The organism is Kerstersia gyiorum (assembly GCF_004216755.1).
Taxonomy (GTDB): Bacteria; Pseudomonadota; Gammaproteobacteria; order Burkholderiales; family Burkholderiaceae_B; genus Kerstersia; species Kerstersia gyiorum.
Window position 1 is genome coordinate 125036 of record NZ_SGWZ01000006.1, and the last position, 15698, is coordinate 140733.

The 15698-nt window shown below is 63.8% G+C and carries 16 protein-coding genes; 10 read left to right on the top strand and 6 right to left on the bottom strand.

Going from position 1 to position 15698, the window contains the following annotated elements; translation table 11 throughout:
* Positions 1-56 precede the first annotated feature (56 nt).
* The 6 genes from EV679_RS15490 to EV679_RS15515 all read right to left on the bottom strand — a co-directional run bounded on the left by EV679_RS15490 (position 57) and on the right by EV679_RS15515 (position 5788).
* Positions 57-1100, bottom strand: coding sequence for an L-threonylcarbamoyladenylate synthase (locus tag EV679_RS15490; RefSeq protein ID WP_130487694.1), 1044 nt, complete (start codon positions 1098-1100; stop codon positions 57-59).
* Positions 1097-2293, bottom strand: a complete 1197-nt coding sequence (locus EV679_RS15495; RefSeq protein ID WP_130487695.1) for a 5-(carboxyamino)imidazole ribonucleotide synthase — start codon at positions 2291-2293, stop codon at positions 1097-1099. Before EV679_RS15495 ends, EV679_RS15490 begins: the two co-directional genes overlap by 4 nt.
* A 20-nt stretch (positions 2294-2313) precedes the next feature.
* Positions 2314-2838 (bottom strand): 5-(carboxyamino)imidazole ribonucleotide mutase, encoded by a 525-nt coding sequence (purE, locus tag EV679_RS15500; protein WP_068374522.1) that lies wholly within the window; start codon positions 2836-2838, stop codon positions 2314-2316.
* 254 nt (positions 2839-3092) lie between these two features.
* Complete coding sequence (locus EV679_RS15505; RefSeq protein ID WP_068374337.1) at positions 3093-3977, bottom strand: phosphoribosylaminoimidazolesuccinocarboxamide synthase; 885 nt, start codon at positions 3975-3977, stop codon at positions 3093-3095.
* A 129-nt stretch (positions 3978-4106) separates the two neighbouring features.
* Entirely contained in the window at positions 4107-4841 is a 735-nt protein-coding gene (locus EV679_RS15510; RefSeq protein WP_068374340.1) for a GntR family transcriptional regulator, read from the bottom strand.
* Between the two features lie 767 nt (positions 4842-5608).
* Positions 5609-5788, bottom strand: coding sequence for a hypothetical protein (locus EV679_RS15515; RefSeq protein ID WP_130487696.1), 180 nt, complete (start codon positions 5786-5788; stop codon positions 5609-5611).
* A 79-nt stretch (positions 5789-5867) separates the two neighbouring features.
* Between EV679_RS15515 and EV679_RS15520 the strand changes: the two genes are divergently transcribed.
* The 10 genes from EV679_RS15520 (at position 5868) to EV679_RS15565 (ending at position 15606) form a co-directional block, all read left to right on the top strand.
* Positions 5868-7190: an aromatic ring-hydroxylating dioxygenase subunit alpha gene (locus EV679_RS15520; RefSeq protein ID WP_127773154.1), complete on the top strand. Its 1323-nt coding sequence runs from the start codon at positions 5868-5870 to the stop codon at positions 7188-7190.
* 16 nt (positions 7191-7206) lie between these two features.
* The gene (locus EV679_RS15525) at positions 7207-8646 is read left to right on the top strand and encodes a glutamine synthetase family protein (protein WP_068374346.1); all 1440 of its coding nucleotides are present in this window, start codon (positions 7207-7209) and stop codon (positions 8644-8646) included.
* 9 nt (positions 8647-8655) lie between these two features.
* The gene (locus tag EV679_RS15530; RefSeq protein WP_068374349.1) at positions 8656-8979 is read left to right on the top strand and encodes a 2Fe-2S iron-sulfur cluster-binding protein; all 324 of its coding nucleotides are present in this window, start codon (positions 8656-8658) and stop codon (positions 8977-8979) included.
* Positions 8976-10244 carry an NAD(P)/FAD-dependent oxidoreductase gene (locus EV679_RS15535; protein ID WP_068374351.1) on the top strand — a complete coding sequence of 423 codons (1269 nt, stop codon included), beginning with the start codon at positions 8976-8978 and terminating at the stop codon, positions 10242-10244. Before EV679_RS15530 ends, EV679_RS15535 begins: the two co-directional genes overlap by 4 nt.
* Before the next feature lie 72 nt (positions 10245-10316).
* A complete protein-coding gene (locus EV679_RS15540) occupies positions 10317-11519 on the top strand; it encodes an ABC transporter substrate-binding protein (protein ID WP_083969735.1) in 1203 nt (400 codons plus the stop codon).
* 15 nt (positions 11520-11534) lie between these two features.
* On the top strand, positions 11535-12395 hold the full coding sequence (locus tag EV679_RS15545; protein ID WP_068374354.1) for a branched-chain amino acid ABC transporter permease: 861 nt from the start codon (positions 11535-11537) through the stop codon (positions 12393-12395).
* Entirely contained in the window at positions 12392-13354 is a 963-nt protein-coding gene (locus EV679_RS15550; protein ID WP_068374357.1) for a branched-chain amino acid ABC transporter permease, read from the top strand. Before EV679_RS15545 ends, EV679_RS15550 begins: the two co-directional genes overlap by 4 nt.
* Positions 13351-14127, top strand: coding sequence for an ABC transporter ATP-binding protein (locus EV679_RS15555; protein WP_130487697.1), 777 nt, complete (start codon positions 13351-13353; stop codon positions 14125-14127). The genes EV679_RS15550 and EV679_RS15555 overlap by 4 nt, the downstream gene beginning before the upstream one ends.
* On the top strand, positions 14117-14881 hold the full coding sequence (locus EV679_RS15560) for an ABC transporter ATP-binding protein (RefSeq protein WP_068374363.1): 765 nt from the start codon (positions 14117-14119) through the stop codon (positions 14879-14881). Before EV679_RS15555 ends, EV679_RS15560 begins: the two co-directional genes overlap by 11 nt.
* Positions 14881-15606, top strand: a complete 726-nt coding sequence (locus EV679_RS15565; protein ID WP_130487698.1) for a type 1 glutamine amidotransferase — start codon at positions 14881-14883, stop codon at positions 15604-15606. The genes EV679_RS15560 and EV679_RS15565 overlap by 1 nt, the downstream gene beginning before the upstream one ends.
* The last annotated feature ends 92 nt before the right edge of the window (positions 15607-15698 follow it).

A 15698-nucleotide genomic window follows, 5' to 3' on the forward strand; every position in this document is an offset into this window, starting at 1 on the left:
CAGCGCCTTTGCAAGCATCACGACAGGCCGCCCATCGGGCGGCCTGTTCGCATCCATCATTCAAACGCGGCCGCCGCACGTCCCAGCCGATCACGCACGGCATCCCAACTGCTATCCTCGGGCAGACGCTGGACCAGGATGGCCTGATGGCCACCCGCATCAAGCTCACGCAGCAAGGCATACAACTGGCGCGCATAGGCATCCGGACCACCCGTCACATGGCGCCAGGCAATACCGGGCACGTTGCCGCGCAATGCCGGCGCAATACCTGACGGGTCATGGACCAGCACGGCCAGCGCCGGCCCCGCCGCACCGGCGGCGCGTTCCGCCAGCAAGGCGGCCAGCGTGCCGCTGTCGCACAGGCGCACGGGCGTCAACGGCGCATAATGCGCCTTGAGCGTACCGGATGCCCTGGGCGCCTGCGCATCCGGGCGCGCAGGCAGGCTGCCCGTCACGCTGGCGATCTGTTCCGGCGTGATATGGCCAGGACGCAGCAGAACCGGCCCCACGCCTTCTTGCACCCTGGAAACATCCAGGATGGTTGATTCGATACCGACATCCGATGCGCCGCCTTCCAGCACCAGCAGCGTCCCGTCTTCAAGCTGAGCGGGAAACTCGCTGCGCACATGCTCGGCCCGAGTAGGCGACACCTTGCCATAACGGTTGGCGGACGGCCCCGCGACCCCGGCACGCTGCCCCGGCCGGAGACGGGCGAATTCGCGCAGCAGCGCCTGCGCCACCGGATGCGAGGGGCAACGCACGCCCACGCTGTCCTGCCCGCCACTCACCGCATCAGGAACATCATCGGCGCGCTTGAGGATCAGGGTCAGTGGCCCGGGCCAGAACGCCTCGGCCAAATCCCGCGCCACCTGGGGAATATCCCTGGCCCAGTCGGACAACTGTGCTTCCGGCGCGATATGCACGATGACGGGATGATTCGATGGCCGGCCCTTGGCCGCATAGATACGCCCCACCGCCGCCGGGTCTGCGGCATCCGCGCCCAGGCCGTAAACGGTTTCGGTCGGAAAAGCCACCAGGCCGCCATCGGCCAGCTGGCGTGCGGCGGCGGCAATTTCCTCGGCGTTGGGGAGTCGGCTCATGGCTGCGGTATCCCCAGCAGGCGGGCGATGGCCTGCGCGTCGGCGCGTGCCTGCGCCAGCGTGTCCGCGACGACATTGATATGACCCATCTTGCGGCCCGGACGGGCCTCGTGCTTGCCATAGAGATGCAGGTGCGCCGAGGGATAGGCCAGCACGCCTGCCCAGTCGGGTTCAATCGCCTGCGCGGCGCCATCACGGAACCAGACATCGCCCAGCAGGTTCAGCATGATGGCCGGCGCATACGTGCCGGGGTTGCCCAGCGGCATGCCGGCGACCGCACGAACCTGCTGCTCGAACTGGCTGGCATGACAGGCATTCTGGGTGAAGTGGCCGCTATTGTGCGGACGGGGCGCGACTTCATTGGCCAGCAGACGGCCATCATCGAGCACGAAGAACTCCACGCACAGCACTCCCTGGAACGCCAGGCCTTCGGCCACGCGGCGCGCGGCATCCTGCGCCTGTGCCACCAGATTGGCATCTGCCGGCGCGCCGACCGTGGTTACCGCCAGGATGCCCTGCTCATGGACATTGCGCGCGATCGGAAACACGGCAGTCGCGCCATCCGTGCCGCGTGCCAGCACCACGGAAATTTCATGGTTCAACGGCTGCAGCGCTTCCAGCACGCAGGCCACGCCGCCCCAGGCTTCGAAGGCCGCCCGCGCTTCAGCACGGTTGGCAACACGGGCCTGGCCCTTGCCGTCGTAGCCCAGGCGCGCCGCCTTGAGGATGCCGGGAAACAAGGCATCGGCAGCGCCATCGAGATCCGCCACAGAATGAATCGCGGCGTAGGGCGCCACGGCAATGCCCTGGCTCGCGAGGAAATCTTTTTCGGCAATGCGGTCCTGCACCACGGCGACGGCGTCGCCCGAGGGGGCCACACGGGTACACGCCGCCAGCCGGCGCAGACTGTCGGCCGGCACGTTTTCGAATTCAGTTGTGACGGCCGCGCACAGCGCCGCCAGGGTATCCAATGCGGCCGCATCATCGTAGGCGGCCTGGATATGGCGGTCAGCTGCTTGTGCTGCGGGGCAATCTGCCGCCGGGTCGAGGACCGCCACGCGATAGCCCATGGCCTGCGCCGCATGCACGAACATGCGTCCCAGCTGGCCGCCGCCCAGCATGCCCAGCCACTGCCCCGGCAGAACCGGCGTTACGCCTATATTTCGATTGTTGTTCACTTGCTCGGTACTCATTGATGCCATCCGGCTTAGGTTCAGGGCGCCGCGGGCGGCACGACCATGGCACGCGCCTGGCCGGTCTGTTTGGCGCGGAACGCCAGCAGGCGCTCGCGCAGCGCAGCGTCCGTAGTCGCCAGCGCGGCCACGACGTGCAGCGCGGCATTGGCCGCGCCCGCTTCGCCGATGGCGAAAGTGGCCACCGGCACGCCCTTGGGCATCTGCACGATGGACAGCAACGAATCTTCACCGCGCAGGTAGCGCGAAGGCACGGGCACGCCATAAACCGGCACTTCCGTCAGTGCGGCCAGCATGCCCGGCAGGTGGGCTGCACCGCCCGCGCCAGCAATGATGCCGCGCCATCCGGCAGCGCTGGCGGCTGCGCCATAGGCGACCATATCCAGCGGCATGCGGTGGGCCGAAACGACGCGAACATCATAAGGAACACCGAATGCGTCCAGCATGTCGGTGGCCTGCTTCATGATGTCCCAATCGCTGGAAGACCCCATGACGACGCCGACGACGGCATCGGCGCGCAACGGAGGATCGAATTCAATGGTCATGTCAGGAAAGCCTCGCGCCAGGGCTGGCATGCGGCATGGCGGGAAAATGCCATCGGCCCGCGGTGCATCGCCCGCTGTGGCGGAAAAAAGAATTGGTAATCCGCTATTTTACCGCCAGGCCGGCGGCTACCGCGAAGATCAGGCCTGCCTGTTGCGGCAGCGCGGCACAGCGTGCGGGATACGTGGCGCAGCGGCGACAACCGCCGGCCACCGAAAGCCGGCGCCGCCTGCGAGGGCAGCGCCAACCGCAGGGATCAACCCTGTGTGAGGCGCTCCAGCGCTTCGCGGTACTTGGCCGCCGTCTGTTCCGCCACTTCCGCCGGCAGACGCGGCGCGGGCGGGGTCTTGTCCCAGGGCTGGCTTTCCAGCCAGTCGCGCAGGAACTGCTTGTCGAAGGACGGCGGATTCGTGCCGGCGCGGTAGGAATCCGCAGGCCAGAAGCGCGAGGAATCCGGCGTCAGCACTTCGTCCATCAAGTGCAGTACGCCATCGTCGTCCAGGCCGAACTCGAACTTGGTGTCGGCAATGATGATGCCGCGCGTGGCTGCATATTCAGAAGCTTCGCTGTACAGACGCAGCGCTGCGTCGCGGATGCGGGCGGCAAGCTCGGCGCCCACGGCCTTCTCGACATACGCGAAATCGACGTTTTCATCGTGCGAGCCGAACTCGGCCTTGGCGGCCGGCGTGAAAATCGGCTGCGGCAGCTTGTCGGCCAGTTGCAGGCCGGCCGGCAGCCTGACGCCGCAGATCGCACCCGTGGCCTGGTAGTCCTTCCAGCCCGAACCGATGATGTAGCCGCGTGCCACAGCCTCGACCAGAATCGGCTTGAGGCGCTTGACCACCACGGCACGGCCGCGCACCTGCTCGCGCTCGGCAGGCGTCACCACGCTTTCCGGGTCCACGCCGGTGGAGTGGTTGGGCATGATATGCGCCAGCTTCTTCAGCCAGAACTCCGTCATCGACGTCAGCACCTGGCCCTTGCCCGGAATCGGATCATCGAGAATGACGTCGAACGCCGAGATACGGTCGCTCGCGACGATCAGCAGCTTGTCGTCACCGACGGCGTACATATCGCGAACTTTGCCACGGCCCAGCAAAGGCAGCGACGTAATGGAAGATTGGTGCAAGGCGGAAGTCACTCTCGTATTCCCCGGAGTCAGATTCAAAAATGCAGGGCGCAACCCAACAAGGCAGTCCGGTTTTCCCGGACTTGCGGATTTTAGCCCCTGATCTGCCCCTGAAGGCACTGCTACCACACCATCCTGGTCTTACAGGCGCCCTTTGGTATCCACCAGCCGCATACTGGGCATCAGCTCGACCGCCAGTTCCGGCTTTTCCAGCGCATATTCGAGATTCATGCGGGCAATCTCCACATGCTCCTCACCCAGCGCCTGCGCCCGGTAGCCCTGCCCCCGTTCGATGGCCTGGAAGATGGCATGGTGCGTGCGGTGGGCATGCTGCATCCACTGCTGCCCTTCTTCCATATTGGACTGCATGGGCAGCATGGCACTGGGCGCCGCGAATGGCTGCCCTACCAACAGCTCCAGCATGCGGGTCAACATGACATTGCCACAGCCTTCGAGAATCAAGCGGTGGAAACGGTCGTTCATTTCGACATAGGCCGCATAGTCGTCCAGGTCCATCTGCGCCTTGTAGACCACACGATCGCCGTCATCCAGGCATTCCTGCAGTTCGCGCAGCAACTGGCGCGGCGCCCCCTGCTCCGCCAGCAGGCGGGCCGCAAACCCTTCTATCAGGCCGCGCAGGCGGATGGCATCGGCAATTTCGCGCGCGGTGAACTGGCGCATGCGGTACCCGCCGCCAGGTGCCGATTCGATCAGGCCCTCGTGTTCCAGGCTGGTCAGTGCAAGCCGCACCGGGGTACGCGAAGCACCCAGCTTTTCAGCCAGGGGCACTTCGGCCAGCCGCTCGCCGGGCACGAACTCGCCCTTGAGGATCATGTCCCTGAGTTGTACCAGCACCCTAGATTGTTGAGAGTCCATATTCAGCCACGCCTAGCGTCCACGCAGAACGGGAGCCAGAGGCTCCCCCGACATGCCGGCGCCCGAAAATGAGGCGACCAGCCTTGCATGCATAAAAGTACAGCAGGATAACCGATGGCCGCACCAGCGACCGCCGCAACGCACCATTCAGGCGCACTGCCGCCTGCGCCTACGAAGCGCCACCTGACTGCATACAGTGAAAAACATCCTGCACCAGAACATAGCTGCAAGTATACCGATCAAAAACCCTGGAATATCAGTGATTAAGGCTCAGGCAACGGCGACAAACCTGCAGATCTTCCGTGGATTCCAGACGAAAATCGCCATTTCTTAGCAGAATCCATAAAAAATCGCCCGAATTCTTCGGATTTCTGTCTTTTCTCATTCCGACAAACTTCACCGCCAACCACCCCTGAAGACAAAAAAACGTGCGCCGAAAAACGGCCATTTCCCGTATTGCACCAAGCCGATGCAATTAAAAATTGAAGCGCACCAGAAACAGGCATTTTCCGATAATAAAAAATGACCCAAAAAATGGCATCACGCTATTTCCATTGCACCAGAACCGGTCATTTCCCTGGCTTTTTAGCGCCCATCAATACAATGAAAAATAAAAACCATTATCAAAAACAACACCCAGTGGAACAAAAATAATCAATAAAAACAACGAAATACAAAAAACCAACAATGAGCAAAAACAAAGATACTCGAAATCCCTAATTGTCAAAAAATTTCGTTTTCTCAATCAGGCAACTCGAACAATAAATTCATTTTTCCCGGAAATAAGCCTCAAGCCAACGAATACGAAGCTCAGGGAGAGTATCGCCATGACTGCCTCCCACTCTCCATGCAGTGATTTTTTTATTTGAATATTCACGCAATGAGAAATCACCAGACCAAAAAAATACATTGACCTCTCGTCCTTGCCTGCTTAAATTATTTTTCATTGCATACCGCTGCATACAGCGGAATACAAAACACCACTGCTTGCGAATAAACCCAGGCATCCATCAGGAGGGATTTCCCATGCTCAGCGCAGAACAAAATGACTTCATCACGCGTGTTGGCCCCGGCGCGCCGGCGGGCACGCTGCTGCGGAAATATTGGCAGCCCGTCGCGCTGGCCGAAGAGCTGCAAGGGCCGCGCCCGCTGCGCCCGGTCAAACTGATGGGCCAGAATTTCGTTCTGTTCCGTGATGAAAACGGCAAGCTGGGCATGCTGGACCGTGATTGCCCCCACCGCGGCGCCGATCTGGCTTTCGGCCGCCTGGAAGACGGCGGGCTGCGCTGCCCGTTCCACGGCTGGCTGTTCGATGCCCAGGGCAACTGTCTGGAAACCCCGGCAGAACCCGCCGGCAGCAAGCTCTGTACCCGCATCAAGCAGGCCGCTTATCCGGTCGTGGAAAAAAGCGGCATCATCTTCGCCTACATCGGCGAAGGCGAGCCCCCGGCTTTTCCCGACTTCGACTGTTTCGTCGCTCCCGATAGCCACACCTTCGCCTTCAAGGGGCTGTGGGAATGCAACTGGCTGCAGGCGCTGGAAGTCGGCATGGACCCCGCCCACGCGTCATTCCTGCACCGTTTCTTTGAAGACGAAGACACCTCGGAAAGCTACGGCAAGCAGTTCCGCGGCGCTTCGGCCGATTCGGAACTGGCCATCACCCAGGTGCTGCGTGAATACGACCGCCCGGAAATCCGTGTCAATCCCGCCCCTTACGGCATGCAATTGACGACGCTGCGCACGCTCTCCGATACGCAAACCCATGTCCGCGTCACCAACGTGATCTTCCCGCAGGCGTTCGTCATCCCCATGAGCACCGAAATGACCATCTCGCAGTGGCATGTGCCGGTGGACGACACGCACTGCTACTGGTACGCAATTTTCACCAGCTTTGCCGGTCCGGTGGACAAACAGCAGATGCGCGAACAACGCCTGGCCACCATCGAGTTGCCGGACTACATCTCACGCAAAAACAAGCGCAACAACTATGGCTACAACGTCGAAGAGCAACTGACCCAGACCTACACCGGCATGGGCATGGACATCAACGTGCATGACCAATGGGCCTGTGAATCGCTGGGCCCGATCCAGAACCGCACCCGCGAGCACCTGGGCACCACCGACAAGGGCATCATCGCCTACCGCCGCATGCTGGTCGGCGCCATTGAGGCCGCTCTGTCCGGCGAAGCCGTGCCCATGCAGCCCAATTCCGCAGAAGCCGCGGCCCTGTACGGCCCGCCTTCCATCGACGGGGTCGCCGAAGCCGACCGCACCGATGCGTACTGCGAAGAAGCCGACCTCCTGCGCCGCCGTGGTTCCGACTGGGCCAGCGCCCGCCTGCAGGCCTGAAAGAAGGGTAGCCAACATGGCCAGTTTTGTTGAACGCTTCAATCTCTGGTCGGAAGACCAGCAACGTCAGGCAGATGAACTTGCCGCGCGTTTTGCCGCCGGCGGCGTGGACACCGTCCGCTTCGCCTGGCCGGATCAGCACGGCATTCTGCGCGGCAAAACACTGGTCGCGGCAGCGGCTGGCGCGGCGCTGCGCAACGGGGTGAACCTGACGTCCACGCTGCTGGCCAAGGACACCTCGCATAAAACGGTCTTTCCCGTGTTCTCCAGCAATGGCGGCTTCGCCATTCCCGGCCTGCAGGGCGGCGCCGATGTGACCCTGGTGGCAGACCCTTCCACCTTCTGCATGCTGCCCTGGGCGCCGCGCACCGGCTGGATTCTGTGCGACGCCTATATGAGCGACGGGACGCCCTGTCCCTTCGGCACGCGGCAGATCCTGCAGCGCGCCATCCGCGAACTGGATACCCTGGGGCTGGATTTCATCGCCGGGCTGGAGGTCGAATTCCATGTTTTCCGGCTGGACGATGCCCGCATGGGCCTGGAAGACTCCGGCCAGCCGGGTGAGCCGCCGCGCGTTTCCCTGCTCACGCACGGCCACCAGTATCTGACCGAGCTGCGCTATGACCGGGTCGATGACCTGATGCAATTGCTGCGCACGCAATTGCTGGCGCTGGGCTTGCCCCTGCATTCGCTGGAAATCGAATTCGGCCCCAGCCAGTTCGAACTGGTCTTCGGCCCGACCCGCGGCCTCGCCCCCGCGGACACCATGGTGCTGCTGCGCAGCGCCATCAAGCAGATCTGCCTGCGCCACGGCTACCACGCCACCTTCATGTGCCGGCCGCGCATCCCGAATGTCATGTCCAGCGGCTGGCACCTGCATCAATCGCTGTGCCGCAAGGATAATGGCGCCAACGCCTTCATGCCGGACACCGATGAGCATCCGCTCAGCCCCTGCGGCATGCATTACCTGGCCGGGCTCAAACAGCACGCGCGCGGCGCGGCCCTGTTTGCCAGCCCGTCGGTCAACGGCTTCCGGCGCTACCGCCCCTTCTCGCTGGCGCCGGACCGCGCCATCTGGGCGCGCGACAATCGCGGCGCCATGCTGCGTGTGCTGGGCGGCCAGGGCCAGAATGCCAGCCGCATCGAAAACCGCGTGGGCGAACCGACCGCCAACCCCTACCTTTACCTGGCGGCGCAGATTTTCTCCGGCCTGGACGGCATCGCGCGCCAGCTGGACCCCGGCCCCTCTGCCGACGCCCCCTACGAAACCGCAGCGGAAAATCTGCCGCGCTCCCTGCCGGAAGCCATGGCCGCGCTGCGCCAGGACACCGTGCTGACCCAGCAGATCGGCCCGGCCTTCATCGACTACTACTGCCATATCAAACAGGCCGAGCTGGACCGTTTCAACCTCGAAGTCAGCGAGTGGGAACAGCGCGAATACTTCGATATGTTTTAAGGCGATAGCATGCCCACCATCCACTACATCCTCAAAGACGGCAGCACCCGCAGCATTACGGCCAAAGCCGGTGCCAGCGTCATGGAAACCGCCATTCACAACAACATACGCGGCATAGATGCCGAGTGCGGCGGCTGTTGCTCTTGCGCGACCTGTCATGTCTATGTCGCCGATGCCGATATCAGCCGCCTGCCGGCGCCGGACGACATGGAAGACGAACTGCTGGACGGCGTGGCCAGCGAGCGCCAGCCTGGCAGCCGCCTGAGCTGCCAGTTGATTCTGACCGATGCGCTCGACGGCCTGACCGTGCGCGTCCCCGAGAGCCAGTCATGAATCCCGCCGGCTCCGCGTCATCCTCTTCGCGCCCGCCGCCGCTAGTGATAGTCGGCGCCTCTTATGCCGGCACGCAGCTGGCCGACAGCCTGCGCCGCCTGGGTTATGACGCGCCCATCATCATGCTGGGCGACGAGGCCCATGCGCCTTACCAGCGCCCGCCGCTGTCCAAGGGCCTGCTAAGCGGCAAAAGCAGCGCGGCCAGCCTGGCGCTCAAAGGGCCGGATTTTTTCCGCGAACAGGACATAGAACTGCGCCTGGGCACGCGTGCCGTGGCCCTGGATCCGGGCCGCCAGACACTTTCCCTGGCCGATGGCTCAGCGCTGCGCTATGGCGGCCTGGCTCTGGCCACCGGCGCCCGCTGCCGCACGCTGGCCCTGCCTGGCGCCAGCCTGGCGGGGGTGCATAACCTGCGCACACTGGATGATGCGCTCGCCCTGGATGCCGCTCTGTCCGGAGCCAGCCGCGCCTGCATTATCGGCGGCGGTTTCATTGGCCTGGAAGCCGCGGCGGCGCTGACGGGACGCGGGCTGAAGGTCACGCTGATCGAAACCCATCCCCAATTGCTGGCGCGCAGCCTGCCCGCCGCCATGGCCTGTTATCTGGAACAAAAACAGCGTGATGGCGGTGTGGATATCCGGCTGGGCCAGGGTGTCCGCCAATTGCGCGGTGCGGCTGGCCGTGTCACCGGCGTGGAACTGGCCGATGGCAGCGTGCTGGATTGCGATCTGGTCGTGCTCGGCATCGGCGTGCAGCCCAATGACGAACTGGCCCGCCAGGCCGGTATCGCCTGCGACAACGGCATACTCACCGACGCCTTGGGCCGTACCGATGCGCCGCATGTCTATGCCATCGGCGACGTTGCCAATGCCTTGCAGCCCGAGGTACCCGGCATGCCGCGCCGCTTGCGCCTGGAGTCCATTCAGGCCGCCAATGACGGCGCCCGCGCCCTGGCCTCCGCGCTGGCGGGCAGGCCCGAACCCTATACCGGCGCGCCCTGGTTCTGGAGCGATCAGTTCGCCCTCAAATTGCAAATGGCCGGGCTGGCGCTGCCGGGCGACGAAACCGTCATCCGCGGCGATATGGCCGCGGACCGCTTCAGCGTGTTCTATCTGCGCAACGGCCGCATTGCCGCGGCGCATTCCATCAACCGTCCCGGCGAGCATATGCTGAGCCGGAAACTCATCAGCGCCGCGATTCCCGCCACGCCGGAGATGCTGCGCGACGAATCCTTCGATCTCAAGCATCTGGCTGCCAGCGCCTGACGCGTCTGCCGACATCACAACAACGATTCACCCGCCTTCTTTGTCCACCAACAGCCACAACGGAGTTCCCCCATGAAAATGAGCAAGAGAACCTTGATCGGCGCCGCCCTGCTGTCCTGTATTGGCGCAACCTTCGGGTTGCCGGCACAGGCCGAAGAGCCGCTGAAAATAGGCATGATCGCCAGCTACTCCGGCCCCTATGCCGACTATGGACGCCAATTCGATGCCGGCGTCGAGCTGTATCTCAAGGAACACGGCGGCAAGATTGCCGGCCGCCCGGTGCAGATCATCCGCAAGGACACCGCCGGTGCCGCGCCCGATCTGGCCAAGCGCTACGCCCAGGAGCTGGTGGTCCGCGACAAGGTGCAATTGCTGACCGGCCTGGATTTCAGCCCCAATGCCTATGCCGTGGCCCCTATCGCCACGCAGGCCAAGGTGCCGGTGCTGGTCATGAACGCATCGTCCTCGGCCATCACCAATAGCTCGCCCTATATCGCCCGCCTGTCATTCACAGTGCAGCAGGTTTCCGACCCGATGGCGCGCTGGATGCTGGAAAACGGCGTGAAGGAAACCATGATTGTGGTGGCCGACTATGCCTCGGGCACCGATGCCTACACGGCTTTCAAGAATGCCTTTGAAGCGGGCGGCGGCAAGGTGCTGGGCGAAATCCGCACGCCCATGTCCAACCCCGATTTCTCGGCCTATGTCCAGCGCATCAAGGACGCCAAGCCGGAATCCGTCTTCTTTTTCTTCCCCTCAGGCGTCATGCCCCCCGCGTTCCTGCGCGTCTGGAAAGAGCGCGGCCTGAGCGAGGCCGGAATCAAGCTCTTCGCCACCGGCGAAGCCACTGACGACAGCTTTCTGGATGCCACTGGCGACATCGCGCAGGATTTGATTACCAGCCACCATTACTCCTACGCCCACCCGTCGGAAAAGAACCAGAAGTTCATCCGCGATTTCGAGGAAAACTTCGGCACGTCCCTGCGGCCCAATTATTTCGCCGCCACCGCCTATGACGCCATGGCCGCGTATGACCTGGCGCTGGCCGCGACCGGCGGCGACACCGACGGCACCAAAGTCATGGATGCCCTGGCCGGCCTGAGTTTCGAAAGCCCGCGCGGCCCGATCCAGATCGACCCGGAAACCCGCGACATCGTGCAGACGGTCTATATCCGCAAGACGGACAAAGTGGACGGCAAACTCGTGAACGTCGAGTTCGACGCCTATGAGAACGTGAAAGACCCTGCCAAGGCAGACGCCGCCAAAGGCAAGTAAGGCAGGAGCATCTCGATGGCGACAGTGATTTTCGATGGAGTGGCCTACGGGATGCTCCTCTTCCTTTTGAGCGTCGGGCTGTCCGTGACCATGGGGCTGATGAATTTCGTCAACCTCGCGCACGGCGCCTTCGCCATGGCTGGCGGCTATGCCGCCAGCTTTGCGATGCAGCGCTACGGACTGGATTTCTTCAGTTCGCTGGCTCTGGCATTCCTGGCGGCCGCCCTGTGCGGCGCCATTCTGGAGAGACTGTTTTTCCGGCGCCTGTACCGCGCCCACCCGCTGGATCAAGTGCTGTTTTCCATCGGCCTGGTCTTTGCCGCCACGGCGGGCATCACCTACCTGTTCGGGCCGTCCATGCAGCCTTTCCGCATGCCCGCCGCGCTGGAAGGCCAGATTGCCCTGCCAGGCCTGGATATCAGCCGCTACCGGCTGTTCCTGGTGCTGGCCGGCCTGCTGATCTGGGGCGGTTTGCTTTTGCTGCTCAATAAAACCCGCTACGGCGCCATGGTGCGCGCCGCCGTGGACAATCAGCGCGTCGCCGCCGGGACCGGCATTCATGTCAAACGGCTGTTCTTCCTGACCTTCTCCTTCGGCTGCGGCCTGGCAGGGGTAGGCGGGGCCCTGAGCCTGGGCGTCATCGGTCTGGAACCCGCGTTCGCCCTGAAATACCTGGTGTACTTCCTCATCGTCGTCTGCGTCGGCGGCGCCGGCACCATCACCGGCCCGTTCATCGCGGCGCTGCTGCTGGGTATTGTGGATGTCGCCGGCAAATACTACCTGCCCGAGGCAGGTTCATTCCTGATCTACGTCTTCATGGTCGCACTGCTGCTGTTGCGTCCCAACGGCATCATTCCACGCAAGGGGCTGGCATGAAAAAGCTCTCGATTCCCCAAGACCGCCTGCCCTGGCTGGAAGCCCTGTTCTGGCTGGCGCTGGCCGCCGGCAGCCTGCTGCTGCCCGACCGCCTGACGCTGCTGAGCCAGATCCTGATCTTTGGGCTCTTCGCCGTCTCGCTGGATATCGCGCTCGGCTATGCCGGCATCCTGACCGTCGGCCACGCCGCCTTTTTCGGCCTGGGCGCCTACGCCGCCGGCCTGCTGGCCAAACACGGCTGGGCCGAACCGTTTTCCGGCCTGCTGCTGGCCTTCGCCGTCTGCGCGCTGGTGGGCTATCTGCTGAGCTATCTGGTCGTGCGCGGCTCAGATCTGGCGCGCCTGATGATCACCATAGGCGTGTGCATGCTGCTGGCCGAACTGGCTAACCGCCTGAGCAGCATCACCGGCGGCACCGACGGTTTGCAAGGCATAGAAATGTGGCCGGTATTCGGCTATTTCGAGTTCGACCTCTGGGGCAAAACAGCCTTCTTCTATAGCTTTGCCGTCGTGCTCGGGGTATTTCTGCTGGCCCGCCGCATCATCCGTTCGCCCTTCGGCCTGGCGCTGCGCGGCATCCACGACAACCGCAAGCGCATGCGCGCCATCGGCTCACCGGTCGAACAGCGGCTGCGCATGGCCTATTGCTTCTCGGCCGCCATTGCCGGCGTCGCCGGCGCCCTGCTGGCCCAGACCACGCAATTCGTCGGCATCGAGTCCATCGGCTTCAACCGTTCGGCAGAAATCCTCATCATCCTGGTGCTGGGTGGCACCGGCAGGTTGTATGGCGGCATGATAGGCGCCATCGTCTACATGGTGCTGCACGACGCCTTTGCCGAACTTAACCCGGAATTCTGGATGTTCTGGATCGGCATCTTCCTGATGGCCATGGTCATGCTGGGCCGTGGCGGCATTCTTGGCCTGTTCTCGCGCCTGTTCACTCTGGGGAAAGCACGATGAAACCGCATGGCAGCACTCTGCCCCTGCAAACCCGGGGCCTGGGCATACGATTCGGCGCCTTTGCCGCCGTCAATGACGTCAATCTGCTGCTGGAACCTGGCTCGCGCCAGGCCCTGATCGGGCCCAACGGCGCCGGCAAGACCACGCTGATCAACCTGCTGACCGGTGTCCTGCGGCCCAGCAGCGGCAGCATCATGCTGGGCACGCGAGACATCACCCAGCACTCCTGCGACCAGCGCGCCCGCGTCGGCCTGGTGCGCACGTTCCAGATCAACACGCTGTTCCCCAGCCTGACGCCGCTGGACTCCATCGTGCTGGCCATCTGCGAGCGCGACGGGCTGGGCGCGAACTGGTGGAGCAGCCTGCGGCGCATGCCCGGCATCCACGACGAGGCCCATGAGCTGCTGGGCCGGCTGCGGCTCGACGGCGTCGCCACGACGCCCGTCACCGAACTGGCCTACGGCAAGCAGCGCCTGCTGGAAATCGCGCTGGCCATGGCCGCCAGGCCGCACATCCTGCTGCTGGACGAACCGGCGGCAGGCATTCCGGAGGACGAAAGCGGCGAGCTATTCGAAGTCATCGCCGCCCTGCCCGACGACATCAGCATCCTGTTCATCGAACATGACATGAACCTGGTATTCCGCTTCTCCAAACGCATTTCCGTCCTGGTTTCCGGCAGTATCCTGGCCGAAGGCAGCCCGGCGGAGATCATGACCGACCCGCGCGTGCGGGAGGTCTATCTCGGCACCACAGGAGTTCCCCATGCCTGCTGATGCGCTGGTTTTCGACGCCGTGACGGCCGGCTATGGCAATGCCGTCATCCTGGACCGCCTCAGCCTGACGCTGCCGGCCGGGCAAAGCCTTGCCATCCTCGGGCGCAACGGCGTCGGCAAGACGACGCTGCTGGAAACACTGATGGGCAATACGCGGGTCATGGGCGGCGCCATCCGCTGGCACGGCGCCGATATCACCCTGGCGGCGCCGCACCGGCGGGTGCGCGCCGGCCTGGGCTGGGTGCCCCAAGAACGCGAGGTCTTCCCCTCCCTGACTGTCGAGGAAAACCTGAGCACTGTCGCCCGCCCCGGCCCGTGGCACCTGGCACGTGTCTATCAGCTGTTCCCGCGCTTGCGGGAGCGCCGCGGCAACTACGGCAACCAGCTGTCCGGCGGCGAACAGCAAATGCTGGCCATCGGCCGGGCCCTGATGACCAACCCGCGCATGCTGCTGCTGGACGAACCCATGGAAGGACTGGCCCCCATCATCGTGGAAGAGCTGGCGCGCGCCATCATGCAACTGTGCGAAGAAGACGGTCTGCCTTCCATCATCGTGGAACAACATCCAGTACTGGCCCTGTCCATGACACACCAGGCGATCGTGCTGGAACGCGGCGCCGTCTGCCATGCCGGCGCCAGCCGTGACCTGGCGACCGACGGCGCGCTGCTGCAACGCCTCTTGGGCGTCGGCATGCCGCAAGAGGCCGTCACGGCCAGCCCGCCCCCAACCCCGAGGCCCATGGAATCCGCCTGATGAAACCTGTCGCGATTTTTCAGCATACCGAAGTCGGCGCACCCGGCTCGGTGCCCGCCATCCTGGACGAACTGGGCATTCCGCACCGCCTGATCAGCATCCTCGATGGCGACGCCGTCCCCGCCCGGGCAGACGCCTATGCCGGCATGATCTTCATGGGCGGCTATATGAGCGCGCATGATCCGCTGCCCTGGCTGGCCGAGGAAAAGGCCCTGATCCGGCAGGCTGCCAGCTTGCGGATTCCGCTCTCCGGCCACTGCCTCGGCAGCCAGATCATGGCCGCCGCCCTGGGCGGCGAAGTCAGCCGCAACCCCCGTCCGGAAATCGGCTGGGGCCGGATCACGGCCACGGACGATCCCCAGGCTGAGCAGTGGCTGGGCTGCCACGCAGGGCAGAGCCTGCTGACCTTCCAGTGGCATGGCGACACTTTCTCCCGGCTGCCGCCGGGCGCCCGGCTGATTGCCACCAACCCGCACTGTGCCCATCAGGGCTACGTGCTGGACGGCATCCATATCGGCATGCAGTCCCACCTGGAAATGACCCCGGCGCTGGTGCAGCTCTCGCTGGAACGCAACGGCGCACAGCTGGAGCGCGAGCTGGCCGCCGGCAATCCGGCCGTCAGTTCACCCAGCGCCACGCTGGCGGACCTCGAAGACAAGACCCGGACGCTGCGCGAGACGCTGTTCACGCTGTATTCGCAATGGGTGCGGCATTTGCATCGCTGAACGCATATGTAACCGCTGTTGCTCACCGCCGCGGCGACAATCTCCATCCATGACTCGCCTGGCCGGCAAATCCCGCTATGATGGCAAAGGAT

What these genes read in the sequence shown, in the direction of transcription:
- EV679_RS15490 (WP_130487694.1), bottom strand. Translation starts at nt 1,100, where the DNA reads ATGAGCCGACTCCCCAACGCCGAGGAAATTGCCGCCGCCGCACGCCAG.
- EV679_RS15495 (WP_130487695.1), bottom strand. Translation starts at nt 2,293, where the DNA reads ATGAGTACCGAGCAAGTGAACAACAATCGAAATATAGGCGTAACGCCG.
- purE (WP_068374522.1), bottom strand. Translation starts at nt 2,838, where the DNA reads ATGACCATTGAATTCGATCCTCCGTTGCGCGCCGATGCCGTCGTCGGC.
- EV679_RS15510 (WP_068374340.1), bottom strand. Translation starts at nt 4,841, where the DNA reads ATGGACTCTCAACAATCTAGGGTGCTGGTACAACTCAGGGACATGATC.
- EV679_RS15515 (WP_130487696.1), bottom strand. Translation starts at nt 5,788, where the DNA reads ATGAAAAATAATTTAAGCAGGCAAGGACGAGAGGTCAATGTATTTTTT.
- EV679_RS15520 (WP_127773154.1), top strand. Translation starts at nt 5,868, where the DNA reads ATGCTCAGCGCAGAACAAAATGACTTCATCACGCGTGTTGGCCCCGGC.
- EV679_RS15525 (WP_068374346.1), top strand. Translation starts at nt 7,207, where the DNA reads ATGGCCAGTTTTGTTGAACGCTTCAATCTCTGGTCGGAAGACCAGCAA.
- EV679_RS15530 (WP_068374349.1), top strand. Translation starts at nt 8,656, where the DNA reads ATGCCCACCATCCACTACATCCTCAAAGACGGCAGCACCCGCAGCATT.
- EV679_RS15535 (WP_068374351.1), top strand. Translation starts at nt 8,976, where the DNA reads ATGAATCCCGCCGGCTCCGCGTCATCCTCTTCGCGCCCGCCGCCGCTA.
- EV679_RS15540 (WP_083969735.1), top strand. Translation starts at nt 10,317, where the DNA reads ATGAAAATGAGCAAGAGAACCTTGATCGGCGCCGCCCTGCTGTCCTGT.
- EV679_RS15545 (WP_068374354.1), top strand. Translation starts at nt 11,535, where the DNA reads ATGGCGACAGTGATTTTCGATGGAGTGGCCTACGGGATGCTCCTCTTC.
- EV679_RS15550 (WP_068374357.1), top strand. Translation starts at nt 12,392, where the DNA reads ATGAAAAAGCTCTCGATTCCCCAAGACCGCCTGCCCTGGCTGGAAGCC.
- EV679_RS15555 (WP_130487697.1), top strand. Translation starts at nt 13,351, where the DNA reads ATGAAACCGCATGGCAGCACTCTGCCCCTGCAAACCCGGGGCCTGGGC.
- EV679_RS15560 (WP_068374363.1), top strand. Translation starts at nt 14,117, where the DNA reads ATGCCTGCTGATGCGCTGGTTTTCGACGCCGTGACGGCCGGCTATGGC.
- EV679_RS15565 (WP_130487698.1), top strand. Translation starts at nt 14,881, where the DNA reads ATGAAACCTGTCGCGATTTTTCAGCATACCGAAGTCGGCGCACCCGGC.